Annotated in this window: 25 protein-coding genes; 9 read left to right on the top strand and 16 right to left on the bottom strand. The window is 64.1% G+C overall.

Features of this window, described 5'->3' with window-relative positions; all coding sequences use genetic code 11:
* Positions 1-65 precede the first annotated feature (65 nt).
* Complete coding sequence (gene cadR / locus P3C50_RS16700) at positions 66-518, top strand: Cd(II)/Pb(II)-responsive transcriptional regulator (protein ID WP_197856754.1); 453 nt, start codon at positions 66-68, stop codon at positions 516-518.
* Between the two features lie 6 nt (positions 519-524).
* Here the strand turns inward: cadR and P3C50_RS16695 are convergent, their stop codons facing one another.
* The 4 genes from P3C50_RS16695 to P3C50_RS16680 form a co-directional block, all read right to left on the bottom strand.
* The gene (locus P3C50_RS16695) at positions 525-1,436 is read right to left on the bottom strand and encodes an SdiA-regulated domain-containing protein (protein ID WP_275546829.1); all 912 of its coding nucleotides are present in this window, start codon (positions 1,434-1,436) and stop codon (positions 525-527) included.
* Between the two features lie 72 nt (positions 1,437-1,508).
* Positions 1,509-1,856: a NirD/YgiW/YdeI family stress tolerance protein gene (locus P3C50_RS16690; RefSeq protein ID WP_197856752.1), complete on the bottom strand. Its 348-nt coding sequence runs from the start codon at positions 1,854-1,856 to the stop codon at positions 1,509-1,511.
* Between the two features lie 237 nt (positions 1,857-2,093).
* Entirely contained in the window at positions 2,094-2,759 is a 666-nt protein-coding gene (locus tag P3C50_RS16685) for a fumarylacetoacetate hydrolase family protein (protein WP_275546828.1), read from the bottom strand.
* 338 nt (positions 2,760-3,097) lie between these two features.
* Positions 3,098-4,489, bottom strand: coding sequence for an FAD-binding oxidoreductase (locus P3C50_RS16680; RefSeq protein ID WP_275546827.1), 1,392 nt, complete (start codon positions 4,487-4,489; stop codon positions 3,098-3,100).
* A gap of 181 nt (positions 4,490-4,670) precedes the next feature.
* On the opposite strand from P3C50_RS16680, the gene serA reads away from it, so the two are divergent.
* Positions 4,671-5,900, top strand: coding sequence for a phosphoglycerate dehydrogenase (serA, locus tag P3C50_RS16675; protein ID WP_197856749.1), 1,230 nt, complete (start codon positions 4,671-4,673; stop codon positions 5,898-5,900).
* A gap of 367 nt (positions 5,901-6,267) precedes the next feature.
* On the opposite strand, the gene P3C50_RS16670 is transcribed toward serA, so the two are convergent.
* Both P3C50_RS16670 and P3C50_RS16665 read right to left on the bottom strand, forming a co-directional pair.
* Positions 6,268-6,759 carry a DUF523 domain-containing protein gene (locus P3C50_RS16670; RefSeq protein ID WP_275546826.1) on the bottom strand — a complete coding sequence of 164 codons (492 nt, stop codon included), beginning with the start codon at positions 6,757-6,759 and terminating at the stop codon, positions 6,268-6,270.
* Between the two features lie 16 nt (positions 6,760-6,775).
* Positions 6,776-7,399 (bottom strand): 2OG-Fe(II) oxygenase, encoded by a 624-nt coding sequence (locus tag P3C50_RS16665; RefSeq protein WP_275546825.1) that lies wholly within the window; start codon positions 7,397-7,399, stop codon positions 6,776-6,778.
* Between the two features lie 121 nt (positions 7,400-7,520).
* On the opposite strand from P3C50_RS16665, the gene P3C50_RS16660 reads away from it, so the two are divergent.
* The gene (locus tag P3C50_RS16660; RefSeq protein ID WP_275546824.1) at positions 7,521-8,288 is read left to right on the top strand and encodes a hypothetical protein; all 768 of its coding nucleotides are present in this window, start codon (positions 7,521-7,523) and stop codon (positions 8,286-8,288) included.
* 393 nt (positions 8,289-8,681) lie between these two features.
* Here P3C50_RS16660 and P3C50_RS16655 read toward each other — a convergent pair whose 3' ends face one another.
* A complete protein-coding gene (locus tag P3C50_RS16655) occupies positions 8,682-9,623 on the bottom strand; it encodes an alpha/beta hydrolase (protein WP_275546823.1) in 942 nt (313 codons plus the stop codon).
* A gap of 123 nt (positions 9,624-9,746) precedes the next feature.
* On the opposite strand from P3C50_RS16655, the gene P3C50_RS16650 reads away from it, so the two are divergent.
* Positions 9,747-10,328, top strand: coding sequence for a DUF6436 domain-containing protein (locus P3C50_RS16650; protein WP_275546822.1), 582 nt, complete (start codon positions 9,747-9,749; stop codon positions 10,326-10,328).
* A 177-nt stretch (positions 10,329-10,505) separates the two neighbouring features.
* Here P3C50_RS16650 and P3C50_RS16645 read toward each other — a convergent pair whose 3' ends face one another.
* Positions 10,506-11,537: an AraC family transcriptional regulator gene (locus P3C50_RS16645; RefSeq protein ID WP_275546821.1), complete on the bottom strand. Its 1,032-nt coding sequence runs from the start codon at positions 11,535-11,537 to the stop codon at positions 10,506-10,508.
* A 120-nt stretch (positions 11,538-11,657) separates the two neighbouring features.
* On the opposite strand from P3C50_RS16645, the gene P3C50_RS16640 reads away from it, so the two are divergent.
* The gene (locus P3C50_RS16640) at positions 11,658-14,036 is read left to right on the top strand and encodes a penicillin acylase family protein (RefSeq protein ID WP_275546820.1); all 2,379 of its coding nucleotides are present in this window, start codon (positions 11,658-11,660) and stop codon (positions 14,034-14,036) included.
* Positions 14,037-14,360: 324 nt separating this feature from the next.
* Here the strand turns inward: P3C50_RS16640 and P3C50_RS16635 are convergent, their stop codons facing one another.
* Entirely contained in the window at positions 14,361-14,804 is a 444-nt protein-coding gene (locus P3C50_RS16635; RefSeq protein ID WP_275546819.1) for a hypothetical protein, read from the bottom strand.
* Here P3C50_RS16635 and trmL point away from each other — a divergent pair.
* Positions 14,803-15,264, top strand: a complete 462-nt coding sequence (trmL, locus tag P3C50_RS16630; protein ID WP_275546818.1) for a tRNA (uridine(34)/cytosine(34)/5-carboxymethylaminomethyluridine(34)-2'-O)-methyltransferase TrmL — start codon at positions 14,803-14,805, stop codon at positions 15,262-15,264. The genes P3C50_RS16635 and trmL overlap by 2 nt on opposite strands.
* A gap of 1,066 nt (positions 15,265-16,330) precedes the next feature.
* Here trmL and secB read toward each other — a convergent pair.
* Genes secB through P3C50_RS16615 form a run of 3 tightly spaced genes read right to left on the bottom strand, consistent with a single transcriptional unit; the run spans position 16,331 to position 17,518 of the window.
* Positions 16,331-16,816 (bottom strand): protein-export chaperone SecB, encoded by a 486-nt coding sequence (secB, locus tag P3C50_RS16625; protein ID WP_275546817.1) that lies wholly within the window; start codon positions 16,814-16,816, stop codon positions 16,331-16,333.
* A gap of 26 nt (positions 16,817-16,842) precedes the next feature.
* Positions 16,843-17,103: a glutaredoxin 3 gene (gene grxC / locus P3C50_RS16620; protein ID WP_275546816.1), complete on the bottom strand. Its 261-nt coding sequence runs from the start codon at positions 17,101-17,103 to the stop codon at positions 16,843-16,845.
* A 1-nt stretch (position 17,104) separates the two neighbouring features.
* Positions 17,105-17,518 (bottom strand): rhodanese-like domain-containing protein, encoded by a 414-nt coding sequence (locus P3C50_RS16615; protein ID WP_197859257.1) that lies wholly within the window; start codon positions 17,516-17,518, stop codon positions 17,105-17,107.
* Positions 17,519-17,665: 147 nt separating this feature from the next.
* On the opposite strand from P3C50_RS16615, the gene gpmI reads away from it, so the two are divergent.
* From gpmI to P3C50_RS16600, 3 genes are all read left to right on the top strand, one after another.
* A complete protein-coding gene (gene gpmI / locus P3C50_RS16610) occupies positions 17,666-19,198 on the top strand; it encodes a 2,3-bisphosphoglycerate-independent phosphoglycerate mutase (protein ID WP_275546815.1) in 1,533 nt (510 codons plus the stop codon).
* A gap of 164 nt (positions 19,199-19,362) precedes the next feature.
* Entirely contained in the window at positions 19,363-20,613 is a 1,251-nt protein-coding gene (locus tag P3C50_RS16605; RefSeq protein WP_275546814.1) for a murein hydrolase activator EnvC family protein, read from the top strand.
* A gap of 28 nt (positions 20,614-20,641) precedes the next feature.
* Positions 20,642-21,958: a S41 family peptidase gene (locus P3C50_RS16600; RefSeq protein ID WP_275546813.1), complete on the top strand. Its 1,317-nt coding sequence runs from the start codon at positions 20,642-20,644 to the stop codon at positions 21,956-21,958.
* A gap of 166 nt (positions 21,959-22,124) precedes the next feature.
* Here P3C50_RS16600 and P3C50_RS16595 read toward each other — a convergent pair whose 3' ends face one another.
* From P3C50_RS16595 to hisF, 4 genes are all read right to left on the bottom strand, one after another.
* On the bottom strand, positions 22,125-22,880 hold the full coding sequence (locus tag P3C50_RS16595; RefSeq protein ID WP_275546812.1) for a substrate-binding periplasmic protein: 756 nt from the start codon (positions 22,878-22,880) through the stop codon (positions 22,125-22,127).
* Positions 22,881-23,014: 134 nt separating this feature from the next.
* Positions 23,015-23,770 carry a substrate-binding periplasmic protein gene (locus tag P3C50_RS16590; protein WP_275546811.1) on the bottom strand — a complete coding sequence of 252 codons (756 nt, stop codon included), beginning with the start codon at positions 23,768-23,770 and terminating at the stop codon, positions 23,015-23,017.
* An 84-nt stretch (positions 23,771-23,854) separates the two neighbouring features.
* A complete protein-coding gene (locus P3C50_RS16585) occupies positions 23,855-24,589 on the bottom strand; it encodes a substrate-binding periplasmic protein (protein WP_275546810.1) in 735 nt (244 codons plus the stop codon).
* A gap of 211 nt (positions 24,590-24,800) precedes the next feature.
* Positions 24,801-25,571: an imidazole glycerol phosphate synthase subunit HisF gene (hisF, locus tag P3C50_RS16580; RefSeq protein ID WP_197859247.1), complete on the bottom strand. Its 771-nt coding sequence runs from the start codon at positions 25,569-25,571 to the stop codon at positions 24,801-24,803.
* Positions 25,572-25,644: the final 73 nt, after the last annotated feature.

The raw sequence follows: 25,644 nt of genomic DNA, 5'->3' as shown, positions 1-25,644 counted from the left end.
GGTCTCTGTTGCGCAGTACACACCCTGTAGTCACTATAGGGTCAAGCACCCACGGAGGCGATCGCATGAAAATCGGTGAATTGGCGAAGAAGGCCGGCTGCCAGGTGGAAACCGTGCGCTATTACGAGCGCGAGGGGCTGCTGCCGGCGCCCGCGCGAAGCGAAGGCAATTACCGCCTGTACGGCGACGAGCACCTGGAGCGCCTGGTGTTCATCCGCAATTGCCGGACGCTGGACATGACCCTGGAAGAAATCCAGCGGCTGTTGGCCCTGCGCGACCTGCCCCATGAGAGCTGCGCCGGCATCAACAGCCTGGTGGACGAACATATCGAGCACGTGGAGGCGCGCATCACCAGTCTGCTGGCACTGCGCGACCAGCTAAGCGAACTGCGCGACCGCTGCAATGGCCCGCAGGAGGCAGAGGACTGCGGCATCCTGCGCCAGCTCAATGTCAGCGGCGGCGTGCAGCCCTTGCCCGATGATGGCCATACCCACGTCGGCAAGAGCCACTCGCACTGAGGGCAGTCACTGCGGCTTGCGAAAGACGTAGAACAGATTCGGTTCGCTGATCAGGTAGAGATTGCCCGCGTCATCCGTTGCCACCCCCTCGGCCTGCGGCACGCTGTGTTGCAGGCCATGCTGGCCGCGCAGCAGTGACAGGGTGCTGACCGGCTTGCCTGCGGCATTCAGCTCGATCACCAGGCGCGATTCGTCCGACAGGGCCAGCAGATGACCGGTCGCCGTATCGAAGTCGAGGCTGGAGAGGTCGCGCACGAACAGCCGCGCATCGCGCTTGGGATCGGTATTGACCTGCAGCGCCAGCGGCTTGCTGTCATCGACATGCGGGAAGCCGAGCACTTCGAAAATGCGCACCGGGTCGCGCTCCTTGGCCACCAGCAGGCGCTGGTTCTGCGCGTCGTAGGCAAGACCTTCGAAACCCTTGTTGCCGTTACGACCGATACCCAGCGAAAGCTGTTGGAAGTCGGCGGCATCGATCACCCGCGTGGCACCATCGATACGCACCTTGACCAGGCGCTGCTCGCGCTCATCGGCAATCACATAGATGCCAGGCGCCACATATTCGATGGCCTCGGGATCACCAAACCCTTCGAGGTCGATGGTGCGCAGCAGGTCGCCCTGCAGGCTCAGCTCGATCACCTTGGCCGGCTTGTTGGTGACGCTGAACAGGCTGCGCCGGTCCGGGTCGTAGGTCAGCGCCGAGACGTCGCTGATATCGGCGATGGGCTTGGCCTCGATTACCACGCGGTAGTCACCCAGCCACAACGACTGCCCGCGCCATTGCGCGCCATGCTGCCATTCCTGCACGGAGAACCAGGCTCTTTCGAACAGCCGGTACTGCTGGCCCAGGACAGCGGTGAGCACCAGCACGAAGAACAGCAGATACAGCCAGGGATTGATGGAGAGCAGACGACGCATGGTGGATTACTCTGACTAACACAAAAAAGCCCGCCACGAACTCACGTGGCGGGCGGGCTGGGGACATCGCGATCAGTTGATCAGCTCGACGCGATCCACATCGATCTCGCGGCTGTTGAAGTCCTTATCGACTTCACCGGTCAGACGCACCTTGGCGGTTTCCGAAACTTGCTGACCCGGCCAGTCTTCATCGTCGATCTCGACCTGGATGGTGCCGGTGGCGTCCTTGAACTCGTAGAGCTCGTCCTGCAGGCGCTTGACGATCTGGCCTTCAAGTACCACGTGAGTATCGTCGGCAGCTTCCAGCGCGGCGGACACGGTGGTGACCTGCGGGGTGGCGCCCGGGCCGGTGTAGCCAGTGGCGAAAGCGGCAGTGCTGAGCAGCGGCAGAACCATCAGAGCGAGAGCGGTACGTTTCATGGTGTGAACCTCGTTGTTCGTAAGTGACGGGGTCAGATTAGTGCCGCTAGCTGAAGCCAGACTGAATCGCCGCTTAAGCCAAGCTGAATCCGCCATCACTCGCTGGCAGTGGTACCGGTTCGCTGAAGACGGAGTGAAACGACGACGAGACGCTGTCCTCGTCGTCTCTGGCAGGGCTGCCTGACGCCCCAACGCCCAGGGGGTGATCTGTACCGAGCCCGCCGCGTCTACGAGCGCTTACAGCACACGGCTGCTGAAGCGACTGTGGCCGACCAGCTCCAGCTCCAGCTCGTCGCCCTTGTTCAGGGCACCGACGCCGACCGGTGTGCCAGTGAGAATCACGTCGCCCGGCTGCAGGGCGAAATGCCCGGCCATGTGCTGGATCATGGCGATGATGGGGTTGAGCATGTCGCGGCTGTTGCCGTCCTGGCGGGTTTCGCCATTGATGGCCAGGCGAATGCCGATGTCGGCCAGGTCCTCGATGGCATCGCCCGGCACGAAGGGCGCCAGCACGCAGGCACCATCGAAACTCTTGGCGATTTCCCAGGGGTAGCCCTTCTCCTTGAGCTTGGCCTGCACGTCGCGCAGGGTCAGGTCCAGCGCCGGGGCGAAGCCGCTGATGGCGTCGCGCACTTCCTCGGCGTCGGGCCTCGATGACAGTGGCTTGCCGATCAGCACGGCGATCTCGGCCTCGTAGTGCACCGAACCGCGATCATCGGGAATGCTGAAACCGCTATCGAGCGGCACCACGCAGGAGCCCGGCTTGATGAACAGCAACGGCTCGCTGGGCACCGGGTTGTTCAGTTCCTTGGCGTGCTCGGCGTAGTTGCGGCCGATGCAGACGACCTTGCCGAGCGGGAAGTGGACGGTGGTACCGTCGACGTACTGGTGCTGATAGCTCATCACCGACTCCTGTGTTGTTCGTATTGTGGGCATCGCGGCTTGTGGCCGGAGCCGTACCTTAATACGAAAGATGCTGCCGGAGTTAGCGCTTAGCGAAGCCTGAATGCTGCGCGGTGTCGCGCCGGACACAGCCCCACCTGTGGGAGCGGACTTGTCCGCGAATGAATGGCCGGGATCGATCAGGTGAGCATGTCGGCAATTTTACAGGGAAACCGCCAGGCAGGCTTCAAAGAGCAAAAGCTTCGCGGACAAGTCCGCTCCCACCAAGGGCCCCAGGGGTTGGCTGGAGCGGTTCACACAGCTCCAGCCTTGCTACCCCTTATGCCGGCGCAGCCCTCTTAGTTAAAAATCTTGCCGGGGTTCATGATGCCGTTGGGATCGAACACTGCCTTGATTGCCTTCATATAGGCGATCTCGGCTGGCGAGCGGCTGTATTGCAGGTAGTCGCGCTTGGTCATGCCAACGCCATGCTCGGCGCTGATCGAGCCGTTGTACTTGTCGACAATCTCGAACACCCACTTGTTGACCACCGCGCACTTGGCGAAGAAGTCTTCCTTGGCCAGCGTTTCGGGCTTGAGGATGTTCAGGTGCAGGTTGCCGTCACCGATGTGGCCGTACCAGAGCACGTCGAAATCCGGGTAGTTGGCCGAAACGATGTCGTCGATGTCCTTGAGGAAGGCCGGCACTTGGCCGACGGTCACGGAGATGTCGTTCTTGTAGGGCGTCCAGTGGCTGATGGTCTCGGAGATGTACTCGCGCAGTTTCCACAGGTTTTCCAGCTGCTGCTGGCTCTGGCTCATCACGCCATCGAGCACCCAGCCCTGCTCGACGCAGTGCTCGAAGGTCGCCAAGGCTTCGTTGGCCACGTCTTCGTTCAGCGCCTCGAACTCCAGCAGGGCGTAGAACGGCGTGCGGCTCTCGAACGGTGCCGGCACGTCGCCACGGCCGAGGATCTTTTCCAGGCAGCGGTCGGAGAAGAATTCGAAGGCGGTCAGGTCGAGCTTGCCCTGGAAGGCGTGCAGCACCGGCATGATCGAATCGAAATCCGGCGTGCCGAGCACCATCGCGGTGAGGTTCTTCGGCGCGCGCTCCAGGCGCATGGAGGCCTCGACGACGAAGCCCAGCGTGCCTTCGGCGCCGATGAACAGCTGGCGCAGGTCATAGCCGGTGGCGTTCTTGATCAGGTCGCGGTTCAGCTCCAGCAGCTCGCCGGTGCCGGTGACCACCTTCAGGCCGGCGACCCAGTTGCGGGTCATGCCATAGCGAATCACCTTGATTCCGCCGGCATTGGTGCCGATGTTGCCGCCAATCTGACTGGAACCGCTTGAAGCGAAATCCACCGGGTAATAAAGGCCCTTCTCTTCAGCGAACATCTGCAGCTGCTTGGTCACCACGCCCGGCTGGCAGACCACGGTGCGGTCGTATTCGTTGAATTCGACGATGCGGTTCATGTAGTCGAACGACACCACCACCTCGCCATTGGCCGCCACCGCAGCGGCGGACAGGCCGGTGCGACCGCCCGACGGCACCAGGGCGATCTGATGCTGATTGGCCCAGCGCACGATGGCCTGCACCTGCTCGGTGGTCTTGGGGAAGACGATGGCCGAAGGCGCCGGAGCGAACTGCTTGGTCCAGTCCTTGCCGTAGGTTTCCAGGGAATCGGCATCGGTCAGCACCTTGCCGGGCTCAACCAGGGTCTTCAGCTCTTCGATCTGGGCGGGGGTGGTCATCTACGGAACTCTCAAAGGATTCATGGTCGCCCTGAGAACCATTCAGGTCGCAACCGAGCATTGAAAAAGGCGAACATGCTAGCATACGCACCCCGTGAATCGAGCCATGCAGCGATCTGCGGGCGCTGGCTGAGTTTCTCGGCCCTTCCCTGAAAACACCCCTGGGACAACAGGTACTCCGATGAGCAAGACCTCTCTCGACAAGAGCAAGATCAAGTTCCTTCTTCTCGAAGGCGTCCACCAGAATGCCGTAGACACGCTGAAGGCCGCCGGCTACAGCAACATCGAGTACCTCAAGACCGCGCTGTCAGGTGAAGAGCTGAAAGAGAAGATCGCCGACGCGCACTTCATCGGCATCCGCTCGCGCACCCAGCTGACCGCCGAGGTCTTCGATTGCGCGAAGAAACTGGTCGCCGTCGGCTGCTTCTGCATCGGCACCAACCAGGTCGACCTGGACGCTGCCCGCGAGCGCGGTATCGCCGTGTTCAACGCGCCCTACTCCAACACCCGTTCGGTAGCCGAACTGGTACTGGCCCAGGCCATCCTGCTGCTGCGCGGCATTCCCGAGAAGAACGCCTCCTGCCACCGCGGAGGCTGGATCAAGTCGGCAGCCAACTCCTTCGAGATCCGGGGCAAGAAGCTGGGCATCATCGGCTACGGTTCCATCGGCACCCAGCTCTCGGTACTGGCCGAAGCCATGGGCATGCAGGTGTTCTTCTACGACACCGTGACCAAGCTGCCGCTGGGCAACGCCACGCAGATCGGCGACCTGTACGAGCTGCTGGGCCTGTGCGACATCGTCTCGCTGCACGTACCGGAGCTGCCATCCACCCAGTGGATGATCGGCGAGAAGGAAATCCGCGCCATGAAGAAGGGCGGCATCCTGATCAACGCCGCACGCGGCACCGTGGTCGAGCTGGACCACCTGGCTCAGGCGATCAAGGACGAGCACCTGATCGGCGCCGCCATTGACGTATTCCCGGTCGAGCCCAAGTCCAACGACGAGGAGTTCGAAAGCCCGCTGCGTGGCCTGGATCGCGTGATCCTGACCCCGCACATCGGTGGTTCCACCGCCGAAGCGCAGGCCAACATCGGCCTGGAAGTCGCCGAGAAGCTGGTCAAGTACAGCGACAACGGTACCTCCGTGTCCTCGGTCAACTTCCCGGAAGTCGCCCTGCCGGCGCACCCGGGCAAGCACCGCCTGCTGCACATCCACGAGAACGTGCCGGGCGTGATGAGCGAGATCAACAAGGTGTTCGCCGACAACGGCATCAACATCTCCGGCCAGTTCCTGCAGACCAACGACAAGGTCGGCTACGTGGTGATCGACGTCGACGCCGATTACTCCGACCTGGCGCTGGAGAAACTGCAGCAGGTCAACGGCACCATCCGCAGCCGCGTATTGTTCTAAGCCGGAGCTGCTGCGCGTCGGCGATACGGCGTTGGGAACGACCTCGGAGATGCTCATTTACTGACGTAAACTCCGCTCTCCGCGGTCGCTCCCGCCTTGTCTCGCTCTAGCTCGCGAGCCCGGTGGTATGTAGAAATGAAAAAGGGAGGCCTCGGCCTCCCTTTTTCTTTGCCCGCGATTTGTCGGCGGGCAATTGTAGGAGCGAGCTCTGCTCGCGAAGCATCTGTTCGCGAGCAGAGCTCGCTCCTACAAGGCCACGGTGACGCCCTCGCCCGGCACTGGCGCAGCCTTTGTAATCCTAGGGTGCGCCGTGCGCACCGGCTAAAGGCCGCGACAGTTTCATGCCCCGGATTGCATCCGGGCTACATCAAGCCTGCTCCAACCGCGCCAGCTCGGCAGCCGCATCACCGAGCTGCGTTTCGTTGAACACCCTGATCCCGGCTCGCTTCAACAAGGCCGCGGTGACGCCTTCGCCCGGCACCCGCACGCCACTGAAGCTGCCGTCGTAGTTCTCCAGATTGCCGCACGATGGGCTGCGCGCCTTGAGCAGGGCAAGCTGGATGCCATGCTCGCGCACCAAGGCCAGCGCCTGCTCGGCGCCGTCGACGAACGCGGCGGTAACGTCGTCGCCGTCGATGGTCAGCACCGGCAACCGGCCGTCCAGCACTGCGCCGCCCTGGCCGCCCTGGATCTCCGCTGGCGGGCGCGGTGTCGGCAGACCACCTGCCACCTCCGGGCACAGCGCTACCACCCGGCCCTGGTCCAGCCATTGCTGGAGCAGATCGAAGGGGCCATGGGCGCCACCGTCGTAGCGCACCCGATGCCCAAGCAGGCAGCGGCTGACCAGTATCTTGTGCATCGACTCCCTCCCGCGCTCAGAGAACGTCCGTGCCGCGGCGCCGGAACCAGCCTGTCAGCGACAGCCGCTCGCGGGTGGCGGGCAGCACCTCATGGGGCATCTCTCCGGAAAGAAACAGCGCCAGGGTGCCCGCCTGCGGCAGCACGTCATGCTCGCGCCCGTCACTCAGGTACAGGCGCAGCGCGCCGCCCTGTTCGGCCTGCCAGTTGTCGTTCAGGTACAGCACCGCCGAGACCGTGCGCCGATCATCGTCACGGAAGCGGTCGAGATGGCGCAGGTAAAAAGCGCCCGGCTCGTAGCAGGCGAAATGGCACTCGAAATCCTCGAGCCCGAGAAACAGCTGCTGATTCAGCGTCTGGCGCAGGTCGTCCATCAGTTGCATATAGCGGTCACAGGCCTCGCTCTCGCCTGGCTCCAGCCACTGGATACGATCCCCGCGAATGCCCTCCTGCACCTGCTGGGCGCTGCCACGGCCAACACTGGCCGCGCTCAGCTCGCCACTGCGCTCACGCTTACGGCACTCGCTGGCCAGTTCGCGGGTCAGAATCTCAGGGGCGAACAACGCCCGTTGCGACCAGCCCTGGCTGGCGAGGTCGTCTATAAGGTTGGAAAAGATGTCTTGCTGGCAGGGTTCGGTCATGCGGCGATTGTACAGCGCCGGATGGCCGCTAGACATAGCTCGACAAGCCCCTGTCAGCCACCGAAAATAACCGGCCGCAGCAGCCTGCGGCCGGCTGGGAAAGTTTGCCAAGGAGTTCTCGATGCGCGTTCTGTTTGCCCTGTTGCTGATTGGCCTGAGCTGGCCGGCCCTGGCCGACGATCACCTGCGCCTGTACCAGGCTGCAGGCTGGCCGCAACAGCGCGAACATTTCAACCAGGCACTCGACGCCGCCCAGCAGCGCTACCGCAGCACACTGCCACCGGCGGTGTTCCAGGCACTGGTGGATAACAGCAACCGCCGCTTCGCCGCTGCCGCCATCGATCAGCGCGCGCAGAATAGCCTACGCGTGGAGCTGGCCGACCCGCAGCCGGCGCTGGCCTTCTTCGAATCTGCGCTGGGTCGCAAGATCGTCGCCGCCGAGACGCTGGCTACCCGCAGCGATCAGTTGGCCAAGTACGCCAACGGCCTGCCGCGCACCGACGCCGACGCCACCCGTCGCCTGCTGATTCGTCACCTGGCCCAGGCCATTCCCGCCAAGGAGGCCGGCGCCGAAGTCAGCCTGGCACTGGCCGGCGTGGCGGCCGACAGCCTCAGCCAGATGATCCCCGGCCTGCTTGGCGGCGGCCAGGCCCAGGGGCTGCTCAATGGCCAGCGCGAGCGCGTGATGGCGCAGATCGAGCAGGACCTCGACAACACCCTGCTGCACGTCTACCGCGAGTTGAGCGACCCGGAACTGGAGCAGTTCGTCGAATTCGCCCAGTCCGACGCCGGCAAGGCCTATTACCAGGCCGCCCTGCAATCGCTGCGTGCCGGCCTGGCGGTGGGCATGAGCACCAATGAGCTGGAGCCCGCACCCCAGGGCATCTGAAAGCCAGCGTGAGCGGGGCCTCAGGAGATCTGAAACGCGACGCGCCCTTGTAGGAGCGAATTTATTCGCGATTCTTGCAGTTCCGGCGCTAACGTCCATCGCGGATAAATCCGCTCCTACCTTTTCTGGCAGCAAATGACCACGGAGCCTTCGCCGCAGGAGCTGAAATGCGATGCCCCCTTGTAGGAGCGAATTTATTCGCGATTCTTGCAGTTCCGGCGCTAACGTCCATCGCTGATAAATCCGCTCCTACCTGGCAGCACATGGCCAAGGTGTCGTCGCCACCGGCGATCATGCGACGCCCCTGTAGGAGCGAATTTATTCGCGATCCCAGCGGTTCCGGCACTAACGCCCATCGCGGATAAATCCGCTCCTACCTGAGGCCGCAAAGAATCACGCCAGTCGCTCGCGCAGGAAATCGAAGTAGCGCCGCCGCAGCGCCTCGTTCTCATTGGCCAGATGATGGCGCGCCTCGGTCAGGCGCAGAACCTCGGGCTGGCGGAACTTGTCCTGCAGGACCTCGAGGTTATAGCGCCAGTCCACCGTCATATCCGCCTCACCCTGAATGATCAGCGGGCTGTGTTCACTGCGCCCGGCCGCCTCGATCTTCGGCACCCACTGAGCCAACGCACCGACCCAGGAGGTCGGCAGGCTGCGCGGCTGCAGCGGGTCGAGGTTGTGCACGAAATCGATGAAGGTGGCGTCGCTGGAGTTGTCGCTGAAGCGCCGCGGGATCTCGCGCACGAAAGGGCTGAGCAGGCGATAGCTGAGCTTCGACCAGCCCCAGGCACGCGGCCGCACCAGCGGCGCGAGGAGGATGCTCTGCCCCAGCTCCGGCCGTTTGCCATCGGCGAGCAGATAATCCAGTAGGATCGCGCCGCCCGTGCTCTGGCCACATAAATGCCAGGGCTGTGGCAGCCCGAGCTCGCTGGCCTGCTCGAACAAACCGCCGAGAACCTGCTGATATTCGGCGAAGTCACTGATACTGGCGCGTGCACCGCTGGACAGGCCATGCCCCGGCAGGTCGCAGGCGAGCACGGCGAAATTCATGCCCAGCGCCCAGTCGACCACGTGCCGGTAAAGGCCCATGTGATCGTAATAGCCGTGCAGCAACAACAGCGTGCCCTGCGGCTCGGCCGGTGCCCACAGCTGCACGGCGATCTGGTAGCCGGCGGCATTGAAGCTGCCGAGGCGGTTGTCCAGACCGGCAAAGCGCGCAGCCAGGTCGAAACCGTAGAAACTGCGATAGGCCTGCAGTGCGGGCAAATCCAGGCGTGCTGCGGCCAAGGGTCGCAGCAGAGGGCGTAGTTGATCGGGCTGAAACGGCTCTGACATAAGGCTTCCCATCAATTGCGGGCGAATGTTGGGCGATCCCCGCGACAACTCCTCGAATGCTGCGATATTCAGCTGCCAGGCGCATCGTGGCAAGCTACACGCCCTTTTTTACCTGGCCCGATCATGCCCCGCCTGTCCCGCAAGAACCTGCTCATTGCCCTGCTCACCCTGGCCTCGCTGGTCGGTCTGGCGCTGGCCTACCGCTGGTTCGAAACGCGTTACCTGCGCACCTTCGACGAGCGCGCAGCAGTGTTCTCCGGCGCCGAGCTGCAGCTGCCCGCCGAGCTGAGCGGACCCGGCGCGATCCGCCTGGTGCACTTCTGGGACCCGGCCTGCCCGTGCAACGTCGGCAACCAGCAGCATCTCGCCGAGCTGATCGAACACTATGCCCCGCAAGGCGTGCAGTTCCATGTCGTACAAAAGCCCGGCAGCCAGGGCCGCCTGCCCGCCGAACTGGCTGCGCTGCAGCCCTTGGGCGAACTGCCCGGCAGCGCCAACCTGCCGGCCAGCCCCGCCGTCGCGATCTGGGACAGGCAGGGCCGACTGGCCTACTTTGGCCCTTACAGCGAAGGCCTGGTGTGCAACTCGAGCAACAGCTTCATCGAACCCATACTCGAAGCGCTGGCAGCCGGACGCAAGGTGGACGCCAGCAACACCCTGGCGGTGGGCTGCTTCTGTGAGTGGGCCGAACCCGACGCCGAATGACCCCGCAGGGTGGGTTAGCGACGCTCGTGGCAAATCGCACAGGCGCCGCGCAGGTAGTGCGTCGCGTAACCCACCAGGCGGTAGATCGCGTTGCGCCGGCGGTGGGTTACACCGCAGCTGATATGGCGAGTCGACTGATAATTGCGACAGGCGGCTAACCCATCTTACGAAAGCGCCTCAACCGCTAGTCAATCCGTGGCGCGCCACCAAACCACGTGGCGTGTCGCCCTGCCAGCGGCGAAAGGCGCGGTAGAACGGCGACAGTTCGGCGAAACCGCAGGCTCGTGCCACTTCGCGGACGCCCAGGCCCTGATCGAGCAGGCGCAGCGCACGCAAACGGCGCACTTCATCGTGCAACGTACGAAAGCTGCTGCCCTGCTCGCTCAGGGCCCGCTGCAAGGCACTGCGATTGCTACCCAGAGCCAGCGCACAGGCCTCCAGACTGCAGGTCGCATTGCCCAGATTGACCTCCAGCCAGTAGCGCACCCGCACCAGCAACTGGTTCTCCACCAGCTCCGCCAACTGCTTCTCGGCCTCCTCGCTGAGCACATCGAACAGCCGCGGGTTGGCGCTGCGCGAGGGCCGCGAAAGCAGTGCACGCGGCAGAATCAGCGCATCGTGCGGCTGCGCGAACCGCGGCTCGACGCCGAGCAGACGGCGATGCTCGGCGAGCTTGCGCGGCGCCCGGTGGCGAAACTCGACGCCCACCAGCGGCAGCTCGCCGCCGGCAGCCGCGGCCAGCATCTTGCTAAGCAGCACCGCCAGGCATTCCATTTGCTGGCGCAATGAGCCGACTTCGCGGTAGTTGAGATCGATCACCAGGCGCGCTTCATCGCCCTGCTCCTCCAAGCGCGCAGCAAAACCACCGGAGAGGATGTGCTGGAAGCGCACGAAGGCCTGCAGGCCCTGGCGAAGATCGCGCGCCGCCAGCAACAGGTAGCTGACCACATCCATCGGCCGCGGCTGCATCCTCTCGCCCAGATGCAGGCCGATGTCGACATCGCCGCTGATGCCTTCCAACGCCTGCCAGAAGCGCGGTGCGTTGTCGTGCTCCTCGCGCGCTTCCAGCAGCGGCGCCGCCAGCGGCACACCGGCATAGGCACGGCGGTAGGTATCGGTCGGATCGAACCCCAGCGCAGCCAGGGCCTCGTAGAGCAGCCGGCGCAGGGTCGAGGAATGGGTCAGGGCAACGAATGCGTTATCGGTCATGGCGGCTTCGAATATGTATTGACCATAGACTTTCAGCATTGAGGCATATGGTCAATGCCGATACGTATGCGCCTGAGCAAAATGCCTGCACGCTTGCCTCACAACAATAAGGATCGCTGGATGAAACGTTCCCTGACCGCCCTTGCGCTGGTGATTGCCGCAGCCGCAGGCGGCCTGACCTGGTACCTGCACGACAAACAACCGCAACGCGACGGCGAGCTGGTGCTCGGCGCGCTGCAGGCACCGGTCACTGTCGACTACGACGAACGCGGCGTGCCGCATATCCACGCCGAAGATGAAGCGGACATGTACCGCGCCCTCGGTTTCGTCCACGCCCAGGATCGCCTTTTCCAGATGGAGCTGCTGCGGCGCCTGGCGCGCGGTGAACTGGCCGAGGTGCTCGGCGAGAAGCTGGTGCCCACCGACCGCCTGTTCCGCACCCTGGAAATCGGCCGTCATGCCGACGCCTACGCCGCGCGCCTGGACGCGGACAGCCCATCCACCCAGGCCCTGCAGCACTACCTCGAAGGGGTCAACCAGTACCAGGCCAGCCGCCCGCACCCGCTGGAGTTCGACCTGCTGGGCATCGAGCCGCGCCCCTTCACCATCGCCGACACCCTCAGCGTCGCCGGCTACATGGCCTACAGCTTCGCTGCAGCCCTGCGCACCGAGCCGGTGATGACCCATATCCGCGACCAGTTGGGCGCCGACTACCTCAAGCTCTTCGATCTCGACTGGCACCCGCAGGGTGTGGTCGGTACCGCCCTCGCCGCCAGCGACTGGCAGGACCTATCCGCCCTCGCCCAGCTCAGCAACGGCGCCCTGGAGGGCACCGGCCTGCCCCAGTTCGAGGGCAGCAACGCCTGGGCCGTTTCCGGCAGCCGCACCGCCAGCGGCAAGCCGTTGCTGGCCGGCGACCCGCACATTCGCTTCTCGCTGCCGGCCGTCTGGTACGAAGCGCATCTGCAGGCACCCGGCTACGAGCTGTACGGCTACCACCATGCGTTGATTCCCAGCGCCATGCTCGGGCATAACCGCGACTTCGCCTGGAGCCTGACCATGTTCCAGAACGACGACCTCGACCTGATCGCCGAGCGAGTCAACCCGGGCAACCCCAATCAGGTCTGGTACCAGGGCGGCTGGGTCGACCTCGAGCAACGCACGGAAACCATCCGCGTCAAGGACGCCGAGCCGGTGCAGATCACTCTGCGCCGTTCGCCGCACGGGCCGATCATCAACGATGCCCTGGGCCAGACCACCGGCAGCACGCCGATCGCCATGTGGTGGGCCTTCCTCGAAACCGACAACCCTATGCTCGATGCCTTCTACCAGCTCAACCGTGCCGACAGCCTGGACAAGGCCCGCGCTGCGGTCGAGAAGATCGAGGCACCCGGGCTCAACGTGATCTGGGCCAACGCCGGCGGCGATATCGGCTGGTGGGCCGCGGCCAAGCTGCCGCTGCGCCCGGAAGGCGTCAACCCGACCTTCATTCTCGACGGCGCCAGCGGTGATGCCGACAAGCTCGGCTATCACCCCTTCAGCGCCAACCCGCAGGAGGAGAATCCGCAGCGCGGCTACATCCTCTCGGCCAACTACCAGCCCGTGCCGGCCAGCGGTATCGAGATTCCCGGCTACTACAACCTGCCTGATCGCGGCCAACGCCTGAACCAGCACCTGAGCGATGCCTCGGTGAAATGGGATACGCACAACAGCCAGGCGCTGCAGCTCGATCCAGGCACCGGCTACGGCCCACGCCTGCTTGCGCCGATTCTCGACGAACTGCGCAGCGCAGCGGCGAACGATCAGGAGCGCGCGCTGGTGGAGCAACTGGCGCAGTGGAATGGCGACCACGCACTCGATTCCGTGGCGGCCACCCTGTTCAACCAGCTGACCTATCAACTCGCCCACGAAGCCATGGCCGACGAACTGGGCGAGGTGTTCTTCGACAGCCTGCTGCAAACCCGCGCGCTCGACACTGCGCTGCCGCGCCTGACCGCCAATGCCGACTCGCCCTGGTGGAATCGCCAGGGTAGCGAGCAGCGCGAGAGCCGCGCGCAGATCGTCGCCGAGGCCTGGCGCGCCAGCCTGGAGCACCTGCGCAGCGTTTTTGGCGACGATGTCGAAGCGTGGGCCTGGGGCCGTGGCCACACCCTCACTCACAGCCATCCGCTTGGCCAGCAGCAGCCGCTGGCCTGGCTGCTCAACGTCGGCCCGTTGGCCGCGCCTGGCGGCCATGAAACGCCGAATAACCTGTCGCACAAGATCGGCCCGGCGCCCTGGCCCGTGGTCTATGGTCCCTCGACCCGACGCCTGGTCGACCTGGGTGACGCAGGCAACGCCCTGGGCGGCGTTCCCGTGGGCCAGAGCGGCGTACCTTTCGACAGGCACTATGGCGATCAGGCCGCTGTCCATGTGGCTGGCGAGTATCAGCCGCAGCACTTGAGCGAAGCCGACATCAAAGCCAACAGCCAGGGCACGCTGAAGCTGCTGCCTCGCTGACGCGCCTAACTGCGGTGTGGTGCACCTGCGGTGCACCGCGCTGCACGCTGGTGCACCACGGCGCCGCAATTGGCGCCGTGGCCCTCGCCCGAGGGCCTGGAGCCCAGAGAAATCGCGGCCTTGCCGCTTCGGTAATAAAATTGGCACACCACCTGCATATGCTAAGGCAATCCCAGTTTTGGGGACCTTGGTACAGGCAGGCCGGGGAATCCCCTTCTTTATTCAACGCGACAACGCGTCATGCAGTGCGCCACGGCTCGGTCAACGAGCACGGCGCCACCCGTTTCGGGGACCTTGGTACAGGCAGGCCGGGGAATCCCCTCTTTATTTGGGACGCAGCGCCAGGCGCGCACGCCAACGTCCATCCTCCCACGCACCGCGCCACTCCCCGTCCAGCGGGCGAGCTGACACCAGCACCAGCAGCAGATCCCGTCCGTCACGTTCCAGGCGCCAGTTCACCAGACCCAGCGGTAGCTGGAGCTGGCCAGCACGCACTCGCCCATAGGCATCCTCGTAGCGATACACCAGGGCGCCGTCGATATGCTCGCTTTGTGCCTGCGGCTCGCGGTTGAGCGAGAGCTGCAGCCCCTGTTCCCAGGGCTCGATCTCCTCGATATGCAAACGTGGCGGATCGAACAGACGCCCGAGCATCAACCCGACGAGAAAGGCGATCAGCATCACCGACGCCATAAAACGCCAGCGCAAACGCGGCCGCGGATCTTCCGGCGGCGTAGAATGGCGCTCGTCCCAGTGCTCGGAGTGCTGCATGTTTCACGTCATCCTCTTTCAACCGGAAATTCCACCGAATACCGGCAACATTATCAGGCTGTGCGCCAACAGCGGCTGCCAGTTGCACCTGATCGAGCCGCTGGGCTTCGAGCTGGACGACAAGCGCCTGCGCCGTGCTGGCCTGGATTATCACGAATACGCCACGCTCAAGCGCCACCCTGACCTGCAGAGTTGCCTTGAATCCCTCGGCCAGCCACGCCTGTTCGCCTTCACCACCAAGGGCTCGCAGCCGTTCCACGAGATTGCTTACCAGCCCGGCGACGCCTTCCTGTTCGGCCCGGAAAGCCGTGGCCTGCCGGAAGAGGTGCGCAACGCCTTGCCGCCACAGCAGCGCGTACGCCTGCCGATGCGCGAGGGTTGCCGTAGCCTGAACCTGTCCAATACCGTAGCCGTCACCGTGTACGAGGCCTGGCGGCAGAACGGTTTCGCAGGCAGCTGAGAAGCCACTCCCACAGGTTGACGCAGCGGCATTCTGTGGGAGCGGACTCATCCGCGAAGCTTCCTGCCCCGATTCGCGGACAAGTCCGCTCCCACAAAAAGGCCTGGCGCGGCTTGCCTACTGGACTACCGGCTTGCGCAAACCTTGTGGGAGCGGTCTTGACCGCGAAGCTCTCCCGCCCCAACTCGCGGACAAGTCCGCTCCCCCAAAAACGGCCTGGCGCGGCTTGCCTTCCGGACTACCGGCTTGCGCGAACCCTGTGGGAGCGGTCTTGACCGCGAAGCTTTCCCGCCCCAACTCGCGGACAAGTCCGCTCCCACAAAAAGGCCTGGCGCGGCTTGTCTTCCGGACTGCCGGCTTGCGCGAGCCCTGTGGGAGCGGTCTTGACCGCGAAGCTTTCCCGCCCCGATTCGCGGACAAGTCCGCTCCCACAAAAACGGCCTGGCGCGGCTTATCTTCCGGACTGCCGGCTTGCGCGAACCCTGTGGGAGCGGTTTTGACCGCGAAGCTTTCCCACCCCGACTCGCGGACAAGTCCGCTCCCACAAAAACGGCCTGGCGCGGCTTGTCTTCCGGACTGCCGGCTTGCGCGAACCCTGTGGGAGCGGTCTTGACCACGAAGCTTTCCCGCCCCGATTCGCGGACAAGTCCGCTCCCACAAAAAACGGCCTGGCGCGGCTTGTCTTCCGGACTACCGGCTTGCGCGAGCCCTGTGGGAGCGGTCTTGACCGCGAAGCTTTCCCGCCCCGATTCGCGGACAAGTCCGCTCCCACAAAAACGGCCTGGCGCGGCTTGCCTGCCGGACTGCCGGCTTGCGCGAACCCTGTGGGAGCGGTTTTGACCGCGAAGCTTTCCCACCCCGACTCGCGGACAAGTCCGCTCCCACAAAAACGGCCTGGCGCGGCTTGCCTTCCGGACTACCGGCTTGCGCGAACCTTGCGGGAGCGGTCTTGACCGCGAAGCTTTCTGCCCCGATCCGCGGACATGGACTCACCCACGCCGATGCACAAATGAAAACGCCGCGATTGCTTGATGCAATCACGGCGTTTCCTGAAACCAGAGGCGGCTTATTGAGCCGTGGTCTCGCCGGCCTGCTGCATGCGCTGCAGCTCCTGGGCGTACAGTGCGTCGAAGTTCACCGGCGACAGCATCAGGGCCGGGAACGAGCCGCGGGTCACCAGGCTGTCCAGCGCTTCACGGGCGTACGGGAACAGGATGTTCGGGCAGAAGGCGCCGAGGGTGTGGCTCATCGAGGCGGCGTCGAGGCCCTTGATCAGGAAGATACCGGCCTGCTGCACTTCAGCGATGAAGGCGACCTCTTCGCCGTTCTTCACGGTCACAGACAGAGTCAGCACCACCTCATGGAAGTCTCCTTCCAGGGCCTTCTGGCGGGTGTTGAGGTCCAGACCGACGCTCGGCGTCCACTCCTGACGGAAGATTTCCGGGCTCTTCGGCGCTTCGAAGGACAGGTCCTTGACGTAAATGCGCTGCAGGGAAAATTGCGGGCTCTGCTCGTCAGCGGCGGCAGCTGGATTGTTTGCTTGTTCGGTCATGGCCTTGTCTTCCTTAAATAGCGGGATTATTCGGAGCTCTTGAGCAGCGCGTCGAGCTTGCCGGCGCGCTCCAGGGCATAGAGGTCGTCACAGCCACCGACATGGGTGCTGCCGATCCAGATTTGCGGCACCGAGGTGCGCCCGGCCTTGCGGGTCATCTCTGCGCGGATGGCCGGCTGCCCGTCGACACGAATTTCTTCGAAGTCCACCCCTTTGCTGGTCAGCAGTTGCTTGGCACGAATGCAATAGGGGCACCAGTCGCTGGAGTAGATGACAACGTGGCTCATATCACTTCACCAGCGGCAGGTTGTCGCCGCGCCAGGTAGCGATGCCACCGGACAGCTTGGCGGCGGTGAAGCCGGCCTTCTTCAGCTCGCGAGCGATACTGCCGGCGTGCTGACCCATGGCGTCGACGACGACGATGGTCTTGGCCTTGTGCTTTTCCAGTTCGCCGATACGTGCAACCACCTTGTCATAAGGGATGTGCAGCGAGCCGACGATATGGCCGGCGGAAAAGTCCTTCTGCGCGCGCACATCGAGCACCACGCCCTTGTCGCCGTTGACCAGCGCGGTGAGTTCGCGGCTCGACAGGCTCTGCCCGCCCTTGCGCATTTCGGTGACGATCAGCAGCACCAGCAGAACGACGAACATTCCTGCCAGGACGTAGTGATTAATGATGAATTCAATCAGGTTGGCGAACATCTATATGGCCCAGGACGGTAAAATGCCGGCCAGTATACACAGCCCCACAGGTCGGCCAAACCCCGTCTGGCAGTGACGCGCCAGGCGCTTGGCCCTAAAATGCCGGGCTGTTCCCTTGCCCCCTCAGACGCAGAGCGAGCCAGTTTAATGAGTGCCACGCCAAAACCCTTGGTCCTGATCATCCTCGACGGCTTCGGTCACAGCGACAACCCCGAATACAACGCCATCCACGCCGCCAGCACGCCGGTCTACGACCGCCTGCGCGCCACCTACCCGCACGGCCTGATCTCCGGTAGCGGCATGGACGTCGGCCTGCCGGACGGGCAGATGGGCAACTCCGAAGTCGGCCACATGAACCTCGGCGCCGGTCGCGTGGTTTACCAGGACTTCACCCGCGTGACCAAGGCGATCCGCGACGGCGAATTCTTCGATAACGCGACGATCAACCAGGCCGTGGACAAGGCCGTCGCCGCCGGCAAGGCCGTGCACATCCTCGGCCTGCTCTCCGACGGCGGCGTGCACAGCCACCAGGATCACATCGTCGCCATGGCCGAACTGGCCGCCAAGCGCGGCGCCGAGAAGATCTACCTGCATGCCTTCCTCGACGGCCGCGACACCCCGCCAAAAAGCGCGCAACCGTCCATCGAGCTGCTCGACTCCGCCTTCGCCCGCCTCGGCAAGGGCCGCATCGCCAGCATCACCGGCCGCTACTTCGCCATGGACCGCGACAACCGCTGGGACCGCGTCGAGCAGGCCTACCACCTGATCGTCGACGGTGCCGGCCAGTTCAACGCCGCCAGCGCCACCGACGGCCTGCAGGCCGCCTACGAGCGCGGCGAGAGCGACGAGTTCGTCAAGGCCACCACCATCGGCGCGCCGGTGCAGGTCGAGGACGGCGACGCCGTGGTATTCATGAACTTCCGCGCCGACCGCGCCCGCGAACTGACCCGCGCCTTCGTCGAACCCGACTTCAAGGAGTTCGAGCGCAAGCGTGCGCCGCAGGTCGGCTTCGTCATGCTCACCCAGTATGCGGCGAGCATCAAAGCCCCCAGCGCCTTCGCCCCGGAAGCCCTGACCAACGTGCTCGGCGAATACCTGGCGAAGAACGGCAAGACCCAGCTGCGCATCGCCGAGACCGAGAAGTACGCCCACGTCACCTTCTTCTTCTCCGGCGGCCGCGAAGAGCCGTTCGAGGGCGAAGAGCGCATCCTGATTCCGTCGCCGGACGTCGCCACCTACGATCTGAAGCCGGAAATGAGCGCGCCGGAAGTCACCAACAAGATCGTCGATGCCATCGAAAACCAGCGTTATGACGTGATCATCGTCAACTACGCCAACGGCGACATGGTCGGCCATACCGGCGTGTTCGAGGCTGCGGTCAAGGCCGTGGAAACCCTCGACAGCTGCGTCGGCCGCATCACCGCCGCGCTGGAGAAGGTCGGCGGCGAAGCGCTGATCACAGCCGACCACGGCAACGTCGAGCAGATGGAAGACGAATGCACCGGCCAGGCGCACACCGCCCACACCTGCGAGCCGGTGCCGTTCATCTACGTCGGCCAGCGTCCGGCGCGCATCCGCGAAGGCGGCGTGCTGGCCGATGTGGCGCCGACCCTGCTCAAGCTGATGGGCCTGGAACAACCGGCCGAGATGACCGGCAAGACCATCGTCGAACTGGAATAGAACGCAAGAATCGTAGCCCGGATGCAATCCGGAGATCGCCCCCCGGGTTGCATCCGGGCTACGCGCCACTTTCGCTCTTCTTACCGCTTGCGGCTTGCAGCTTGCCGCTGCTTTTTTAGGCATACTAAGCGCCATTCGCTACTCCGCCAGGTGTCGCCTCGCCCATGCTTCGCATCCTTGCCCTGATTCTGCTCAGCAGCCTGATCGCTCCGGCCATCGCCGATCAGCGCGCCGATACCCAGCGCCAGCTGGAAGCCGCGCGCCAGGACGTCGCCGAGCTGAAGAAACTGCTGGAAAAACTGCAGCAGGAGAAATCCGGCGTGCAGCAGCAGTTGAAGAAGACCGAGACCGAGATGGGCGACCTGGAAAACCAGGTCAAGGAACTGCAGCGCGAACTCAAGGGCAGCGAGGACGAAATCCAGCGCCTGGATCAGGAGAAAAAAAAACTCCAGGGCGCGCGTACTGAACAGCAACGCCTGATCGCCATCCAGGCCCGCGCCGCCTATCAGAGCGGCCGCCAGGAGTACGTCAAGCTGCTGCTCAACCAGCAGAACCCGGAAAAGTTCTCGCGCACCCTCACCTACTACGACTACCTCAGCCAGGCGCGTGTCGAGCAGCTCGCCGCGTTCAACGAGACCCTGCGCCAGTTGGCCAACGTCGAAGAGGAAATCACCAGTCACCAGGCCCAGCTACAGGCGCAGAAGGCGGGCCTCGATGAACGTCACGCCAAACTCGCCGAGGCGCGTAAGGAGCGCCAGCAGGCACTGGCCAAGCTCAACCGTGATTTCGCCAGCCGCGATCAGCGGCTCAAGGCACGCGAGCAGGAACAGGCCGAACTGGGCCGCGTACTCAAGACCATCGAGGAAACCCTCGCGCGCCAAGCGCGCGAGGCCGAGGAAGCGCGCAAGCGCGCGCTTGCTGCTCAGAAGGCAGAGCAGGCGCGCCCGGGCAATCAGCAAGCCAGCCAGCAAAGCGGGCCACTGGTCAGCTCAGGCGCTGTCTATGGCGGGCCTTTCGCCAGCGCGCGCGGCAAGTTGCCATGGCCGGTCGATGGCCGATTGGTAGCACGCTATGGAACCCCTCGCGGCGGCGACGCTCGTACTAAGTGGGATGGCGTGCTGATCGGCGCCGCCGCCGGCAGCCAGGTGCGTGCCGTGCACGGCGGCCGAGTGGTTTTCGCCGACTGGTTGCGTGGCGCCGGTCTGTTGGTCATTCTCGACCATGGCAATGGTTATCTGAGCCTGTATGGCCACAACCAGAGCCTGCTGAAGAATGCCGGGGACGTGGTCAAGGCCGGCGACCCCATCGCCACCGTCGGCAGTAGCGGCGGCCAGGATGCATCGGCACTGTACTTCGCCATTCGCCAGAACGGTCGCCCGAGTGATCCGGCACAGTGGTGCCGCGCGCAGGGATAAGCGCCTTATCCATTTAGGAGTTCTCTTGATGTCTCATCGCTTTCGCCCCACCTGCCTGGCCCTGGCCCTCGGGCTGCTGCTCGGCGTTCCAGCCCTGCATGCCGCCGAGCCTGCCCCCGCGCCAGCAGCGGTAGCAAGCGAAAAGGCCCCGCTGCCGCTGGATGATCTGCGCACCTTTGCCGAGGTGATGGACCGCATCAAGGCCGCCTATGTCGAGCCGGTCAGCGACAAGACCCTGCTGGAGAATGCCATCAAGGGCATGCTCAGCAACCTCGACCCGCACTCGGCCTACCTCGAGCCGGAAGCCTTCGCCGATCTGCAGGAAAGCACCAGCGGCGAGTTCGGCGGCCTGGGTATCGAGGTCGGCATGGAGGATGGCTTCGTCAAGGTGGTTTCGCCCATCGACGACACGCCCGCCTCGAAAGCCGGCATCCAGCCCGGTGACCTGATCGTCAAGATCGATGGCCAGCCGACCAAGGGCCTGTCGATGATGGAAGCGGTGGAAAAGATGCGCGGCAAAGCCGGCAGCGAGATCGAGCTGACCCTGGTGCGCGACGGCGGCCGCCCGTTCGACCTGACGCTGACCCGCGCGGTGATCAAGGTGCGTAGCGTCAAGAGCCAGATGCTCGAAGACGGCTACGGCTACCTGCGTATCTCGCAGTTCCAGGTCAACACCGGCGAGGAGGTCGGCAAGACGCTGACCAAGCTGCGCCAGGAGAACGGCAACAAGAAGCTGCGCGGCCTGGTCATGGACCTGCGCAACAACCCGGGCGGCGTGCTGCAGGCTGCGGTGGAAGTGGCCGACCACTTCCTCAAGAACGGATTGATCGTCTACACCGAAGGCCGCCTGGCCAACTCCGAGCTGCGCTTCAACGCCGACCCGGCCGATGCCAGCGAAGGCGTGCCATTGGTGGTGCTGATCAACGGCGGCAGCGCCTCGGCCTCGGAAATCGTCGCCGGCGCCCTGCAGGATCACAAACGCGCGGTACTGATGGGCACCGACAGCTTCGGCAAGGGCTCGGTACAGACCGTGCTGCCGCTGAACAACGACCGCGCGCTAAAGCTGACCACGGCGCTGTATTTCACCCCCAACGGCCGCTCGATCCAGGCTCAGGGCATCGTCCCCGATATCGAAGTGGCACGCGCCAAGGTCACCCGCGAGCAGGACGCTGAAGGCATCAAGGAAGCCGATCTGCAGGGCCACCTGGGCAATGGCAACGGTGGCGCGGATCGCCCGAGCCGAATCGCCCAGGCCGCTCGCACCGAGCGCCCGCAGGACGATGACTACCAGTTGAGCCAGGCACTCAACCTGCTCAAGGGCCTGAGCGTCACGCGCGGCAATTGAGCCGAACGGTAATGAAAAACGCCGCAATTTCCTCGCGAAATTGCGGCGTTTTCATCTAGGCCGGGTATAACCCAGCGCGTTATCCGTCGCGGGTTACGCCCGCCCTGCCTGGCACGCGACCCGTAGGACGCGCGCCGCGAGCCACGAGCCTGTGCCCGGCAACCGGTTACAGATAGTTCTCGGTAATGTCGTCGATGAAGCCGTCGGCACGCATCTCGTCCAGCGCTTTCTGCAGGCGCTCGATGACCTCGTCCGGGGTGTCCTTGTTCAGCGCCAGGTAAAGTTCGGCGTCATTGAAACGCAGCACGGTGTTGAGGCCGCTGACGTCTTCCTGCTTGGCCAGGTAGCGGCCGACCGGGTCGGTGGTGGCCCACAAGTCTATCTGCCCACGCACCAGCTTCTTCACGTTCTCCTGGTCACGCAGGGCGTTGATCGGCTCCAGCCCCTGGCTTTCCAGATGCTGGCTGACCGCATCGTTCTTGTAGGCGCCGACGCGGTACTTGGCAGCGTCCTGCAAGCTCGACACCCTGATGTCGTTGCCCGGCGCGGCGAGCAGCACCCAGCCGGTCTTGGCCAGCGGGCCGACCCACTTGAACAGCGGTTTGCGCTCTTCGGTATAGGTGGTGGAGAACAGGCCGTAGTTGGGCTTGTCCAGGGTCAGGCGATAGAGGCGATCCCAGGGGAAGCGCAGGGTCAGGGTGTAATCGATGCCGGCACGCTTGAACATCTCGCGCACGATGTCGGCGCTGATGCCATCGATACCGTCGTCACGGGCGAAGTTCTTGTCGTCCACCGCCATGTTGAAGGGCGGGAAATTCTCGGTCAGCAGCACCACCTTGTAGTCCGCCGGCAGCTCCGCATGGGCGAAGCCGGAGGCGAGAAACAGGGCGACGAACAGGCTTTTCTTCAGAGTTTTCAGCATAAGACGTACCGCTCGCGTGATTTGTGGTTATGGCTAGCCACATCCTTGCATGGGCCCGAGCCCGGTCATCGGCACTCGGTGGCGCTGCCATCCATGGCAAGCGACCGGCACGTGGCCGGTCGCATGTTCGGTGCTTACAGGTAGCTGTTCAGGGTCTTTTCGACGAAGCCTTCGGCGCGCATCCGATCCAGGACGGCCTGCAGCCTGGCGACGATCTCGTCAGGCGTTTCCTTGTTCAGCGCCAGGTAGAGCTCGGCACTGTTGAATCGCAAAACGGTCTTGAGGCCGGAGATGCCCTCCTGCTTGGCCAGGTAACGACCGGCCGGGTCACCCGTAGCCCAGAGGTCGATCTGCCCGGTCGCCAGCTTGCGCGCATTTTCCTGGTCACGTAGCGAGGTGCTGTGCTCGACGCCCTTTTCGCTCAGGTATTCGGAGATGGCATCGCCCTTGTAGGCGCCGATACGGTATCGCTTGGCATCGTCGAGACCGGTCAGTGTGACCGGGCTGTCGCCCTGAGCGAGCATTACCCAGTCGTCCGGGCCGATGGGGCCGACCCACTTGAACGTCTCTTCGCGCTCGGGCAGGCGGGCAGTCACGAATACCCCGTAGCCCGGCTTTTCCAGGGCCAGCTTGTAGATGCGATCCCAGGGGAAGCGCAGGGTCAGGTTGTAGCGGACCCCGGCACGCTTGAACATTTCCTGGACGATATCCACGGCGATGCCGTCGATATTGTCCTCCTGGGCGAAGTTCTTGCCATTGATGGCCATGTTGTAGGGCGGGAAGTTCTCGGTCAACAGGACCACGGTGTAGTCCGGGTCGACTTCGGCGCGTGCGGCGCCGGCAAGCACCATAAGGGTGCCAGCCAGCGAGATCAGCAGGCGTTTGAACATGGCATTTCTCTTTCTAATAAAAGGCAGACCGCGTCAGGATAACCGCCATGCCCTCCCCGGCCCAGCGATTACTGGCAGTGTGCCTCAATAGCGTGCCTCGATGCTCTTCAACGCACCCTCGGCCCGCAGCGAATCCAATGCACTCTGCAACTTCTGCACCAGCTCATCCGGGGTTTGCAGGTTGAGCGCCAGGTAGAGTTCAGCGGTGTGCAGTTGCTGTACCACCCTGAGGTCGTGCATACCCTCCTGGCGCGCCATGTACCGCCCAGCCTGATTCGAGGTGACCCACAGATCGATCTGCTCGCGTGCCAGCTTGTGCACGTTCTCGTTATCGCGCAGCGCCGTCTGCACCTCGAAGCCGCGGTCAAGCAGGAACTGGGTCTTGGCATCGTCCTTGTAGCCACCGATGCGGTAACGCCGCGCATCGTCCAGAGAGGCCAGCTGGATATCGCTGTCACCGCGGGCGAACAGCACCCACTCGTTGTTGGCCAGCGGCCCGACCCATTTGAACTGGTTTTCACGCTCGGCGGTGCGTGCAGTGGAGAACAGGCCGTAGCCGACATCGTCCAGCGTCTGCTGGTACACGCGGCGCCAGGGGAAACGCAGGATCATCTGGCAGTCGACCTCGGCGCGCTCGCAGACGGCGCGCAGGATATCGGCGTTGATACCGGTGACGTTGTCGTCCCGGGCGAAGTTGTTGCCACTGACCGACATGTTGAACGGCGGCAGATTCTCCGTGAGCAGCACCAGCGGTTCTGCACGGGCGAGGCTGAGGCCGCAGGTCAGGGCCAGGATGGTCACGAATCGAAGAAGGAACATGAAGACTCCGTGTCGAAAATGCTCGGCAAAAAGCAGCCCTCCGCAAGCGCGGAGAAGCAGAGTGAAGGGATATGAGCTCATGCTAGCCGGATCGCTGGCACTTTGCCGTCGACTCGCCCGCAGCTTTTAGCGAAAGCAGCGTCAATCGGGCGATTTAGGCAAATGACAACGCCACTCGGGGCTGCTGTACAGCCCCCAGCGGCGCGACAGATCAGCGCACGACGATACCGCGGCTGGCCAGGTAAGCCTTGGCTTCCGGCACGGTGTATTCGCCGAAGTGAAAGATGCTCGCCGCCAGCACGGCATCGGCCTTGCCTTCGAGGATGCCATCGGCCAGGTGTTGCAGGTTGCCGACGCCACCGGAGGCGATCACCGGCACGCGCACGGCCTCGCTGATGGCGCGGGTCACACCCAGGTCGTAGCCGCTCTTCACGCCGTCCTGATCCATGCTGGTGAGCAGGATCTCGCCAGCCCCAAGGTCTTCCATCTTCTTCGCCCAGGCTACGGCATCCAGGCCGGTCGGCTTGCGCCCACCATGGGTGAAGATCTCCCAGCGGCCCGGCTCGCCCGGCGCGGACACGCGCTTGGCGTCGATGGCGACGACGATGCACTGCGAACCGAAGCGCGCCGCGGCCTCGCCGACGAACTCAGGGTTGAACACGGCGGCGGTATTGATCGACACCTTGTCGGCGCCGGCATTGAGCAGATTGCGGATGTCCGCCACGCTGCGCACCCCGCCACCCACGGTCAGCGGGATGAATACCTGGCTGGCCATGCGCTCGACGGTATGCAGTGTGGTGTCGCGGCCATCGACACTGGCGGTGATGTCGAGGAAGGTAATCTCGTCGGCGCCCTGCTCATCGTAGCGGCGGGCGATTTCCACCGGGTCGCCGGCATCGCGGATGTTCTCGAACTTGACGCCCTTGACCACGCGGCCGTTGTCCACGTCCAGGCAAGGGATGATGCGTTTAGCCAGTGCCATACGGAGCTCCCGTAGGGTGGGTGCAACCCACCGATAAAGATTGCGTCAGTGGTGGCGGGTTTCACCCGCCCTT

The sequence above is a fragment of the Pseudomonas sp. Marseille-Q0931 genome (assembly GCF_940789645.1).
GTDB lineage: Bacteria > Pseudomonadota > Gammaproteobacteria > Pseudomonadales > Pseudomonadaceae > Aquipseudomonas.
Note: the sequence above shows the minus strand (reverse complement) of the source record. Positions and strands in the feature narration are given on the sequence as shown.

Bases quoted from the DNA above. Each gene is read 5' to 3' on its own strand.
- P3C50_RS16615 (WP_197859257.1), bottom strand. From the start codon at position 17,518: ATGTTCGCCAACCTGATTGAATTCATCATTAATCACTACGTCCTGGCA.
- hisF (WP_197859247.1), bottom strand. From the start codon at position 25,571: ATGGCACTGGCTAAACGCATCATCCCTTGCCTGGACGTGGACAACGGC.
- P3C50_RS16655 (WP_275546823.1), bottom strand. From the start codon at position 9,623: ATGTCAGAGCCGTTTCAGCCCGATCAACTACGCCCTCTGCTGCGACCC.
- trmL (WP_275546818.1), top strand. From the start codon at position 14,803: ATGTTTCACGTCATCCTCTTTCAACCGGAAATTCCACCGAATACCGGC.
- P3C50_RS16645 (WP_275546821.1), bottom strand. From the start codon at position 11,537: ATGACCGATAACGCATTCGTTGCCCTGACCCATTCCTCGACCCTGCGC.
- gpmI (WP_275546815.1), top strand. From the start codon at position 17,666: ATGAGTGCCACGCCAAAACCCTTGGTCCTGATCATCCTCGACGGCTTC.
- P3C50_RS16670 (WP_275546826.1), bottom strand. From the start codon at position 6,759: ATGCACAAGATACTGGTCAGCCGCTGCCTGCTTGGGCATCGGGTGCGC.
- cadR (WP_197856754.1), top strand. From the start codon at position 66: ATGAAAATCGGTGAATTGGCGAAGAAGGCCGGCTGCCAGGTGGAAACC.
- P3C50_RS16665 (WP_275546825.1), bottom strand. From the start codon at position 7,399: ATGACCGAACCCTGCCAGCAAGACATCTTTTCCAACCTTATAGACGAC.
- P3C50_RS16695 (WP_275546829.1), bottom strand. From the start codon at position 1,436: ATGCGTCGTCTGCTCTCCATCAATCCCTGGCTGTATCTGCTGTTCTTC.
- P3C50_RS16685 (WP_275546828.1), bottom strand. From the start codon at position 2,759: ATGAGCTATCAGCACCAGTACGTCGACGGTACCACCGTCCACTTCCCG.
- P3C50_RS16690 (WP_197856752.1), bottom strand. From the start codon at position 1,856: ATGAAACGTACCGCTCTCGCTCTGATGGTTCTGCCGCTGCTCAGCACT.
- P3C50_RS16590 (WP_275546811.1), bottom strand. From the start codon at position 23,770: ATGTTCAAACGCCTGCTGATCTCGCTGGCTGGCACCCTTATGGTGCTT.
- P3C50_RS16605 (WP_275546814.1), top strand. From the start codon at position 19,363: ATGCTTCGCATCCTTGCCCTGATTCTGCTCAGCAGCCTGATCGCTCCG.
- P3C50_RS16640 (WP_275546820.1), top strand. From the start codon at position 11,658: ATGAAACGTTCCCTGACCGCCCTTGCGCTGGTGATTGCCGCAGCCGCA.
- P3C50_RS16680 (WP_275546827.1), bottom strand. From the start codon at position 4,489: ATGACCACCCCCGCCCAGATCGAAGAGCTGAAGACCCTGGTTGAGCCC.
- serA (WP_197856749.1), top strand. From the start codon at position 4,671: ATGAGCAAGACCTCTCTCGACAAGAGCAAGATCAAGTTCCTTCTTCTC.
- secB (WP_275546817.1), bottom strand. From the start codon at position 16,816: ATGACCGAACAAGCAAACAATCCAGCTGCCGCCGCTGACGAGCAGAGC.
- P3C50_RS16595 (WP_275546812.1), bottom strand. From the start codon at position 22,880: ATGCTGAAAACTCTGAAGAAAAGCCTGTTCGTCGCCCTGTTTCTCGCC.
- grxC (WP_275546816.1), bottom strand. From the start codon at position 17,103: ATGAGCCACGTTGTCATCTACTCCAGCGACTGGTGCCCCTATTGCATT.
- P3C50_RS16600 (WP_275546813.1), top strand. From the start codon at position 20,642: ATGTCTCATCGCTTTCGCCCCACCTGCCTGGCCCTGGCCCTCGGGCTG.
- P3C50_RS16635 (WP_275546819.1), bottom strand. From the start codon at position 14,804: ATGCAGCACTCCGAGCACTGGGACGAGCGCCATTCTACGCCGCCGGAA.
- P3C50_RS16660 (WP_275546824.1), top strand. From the start codon at position 7,521: ATGCGCGTTCTGTTTGCCCTGTTGCTGATTGGCCTGAGCTGGCCGGCC.
- P3C50_RS16650 (WP_275546822.1), top strand. From the start codon at position 9,747: ATGCCCCGCCTGTCCCGCAAGAACCTGCTCATTGCCCTGCTCACCCTG.
- P3C50_RS16585 (WP_275546810.1), bottom strand. From the start codon at position 24,589: ATGTTCCTTCTTCGATTCGTGACCATCCTGGCCCTGACCTGCGGCCTC.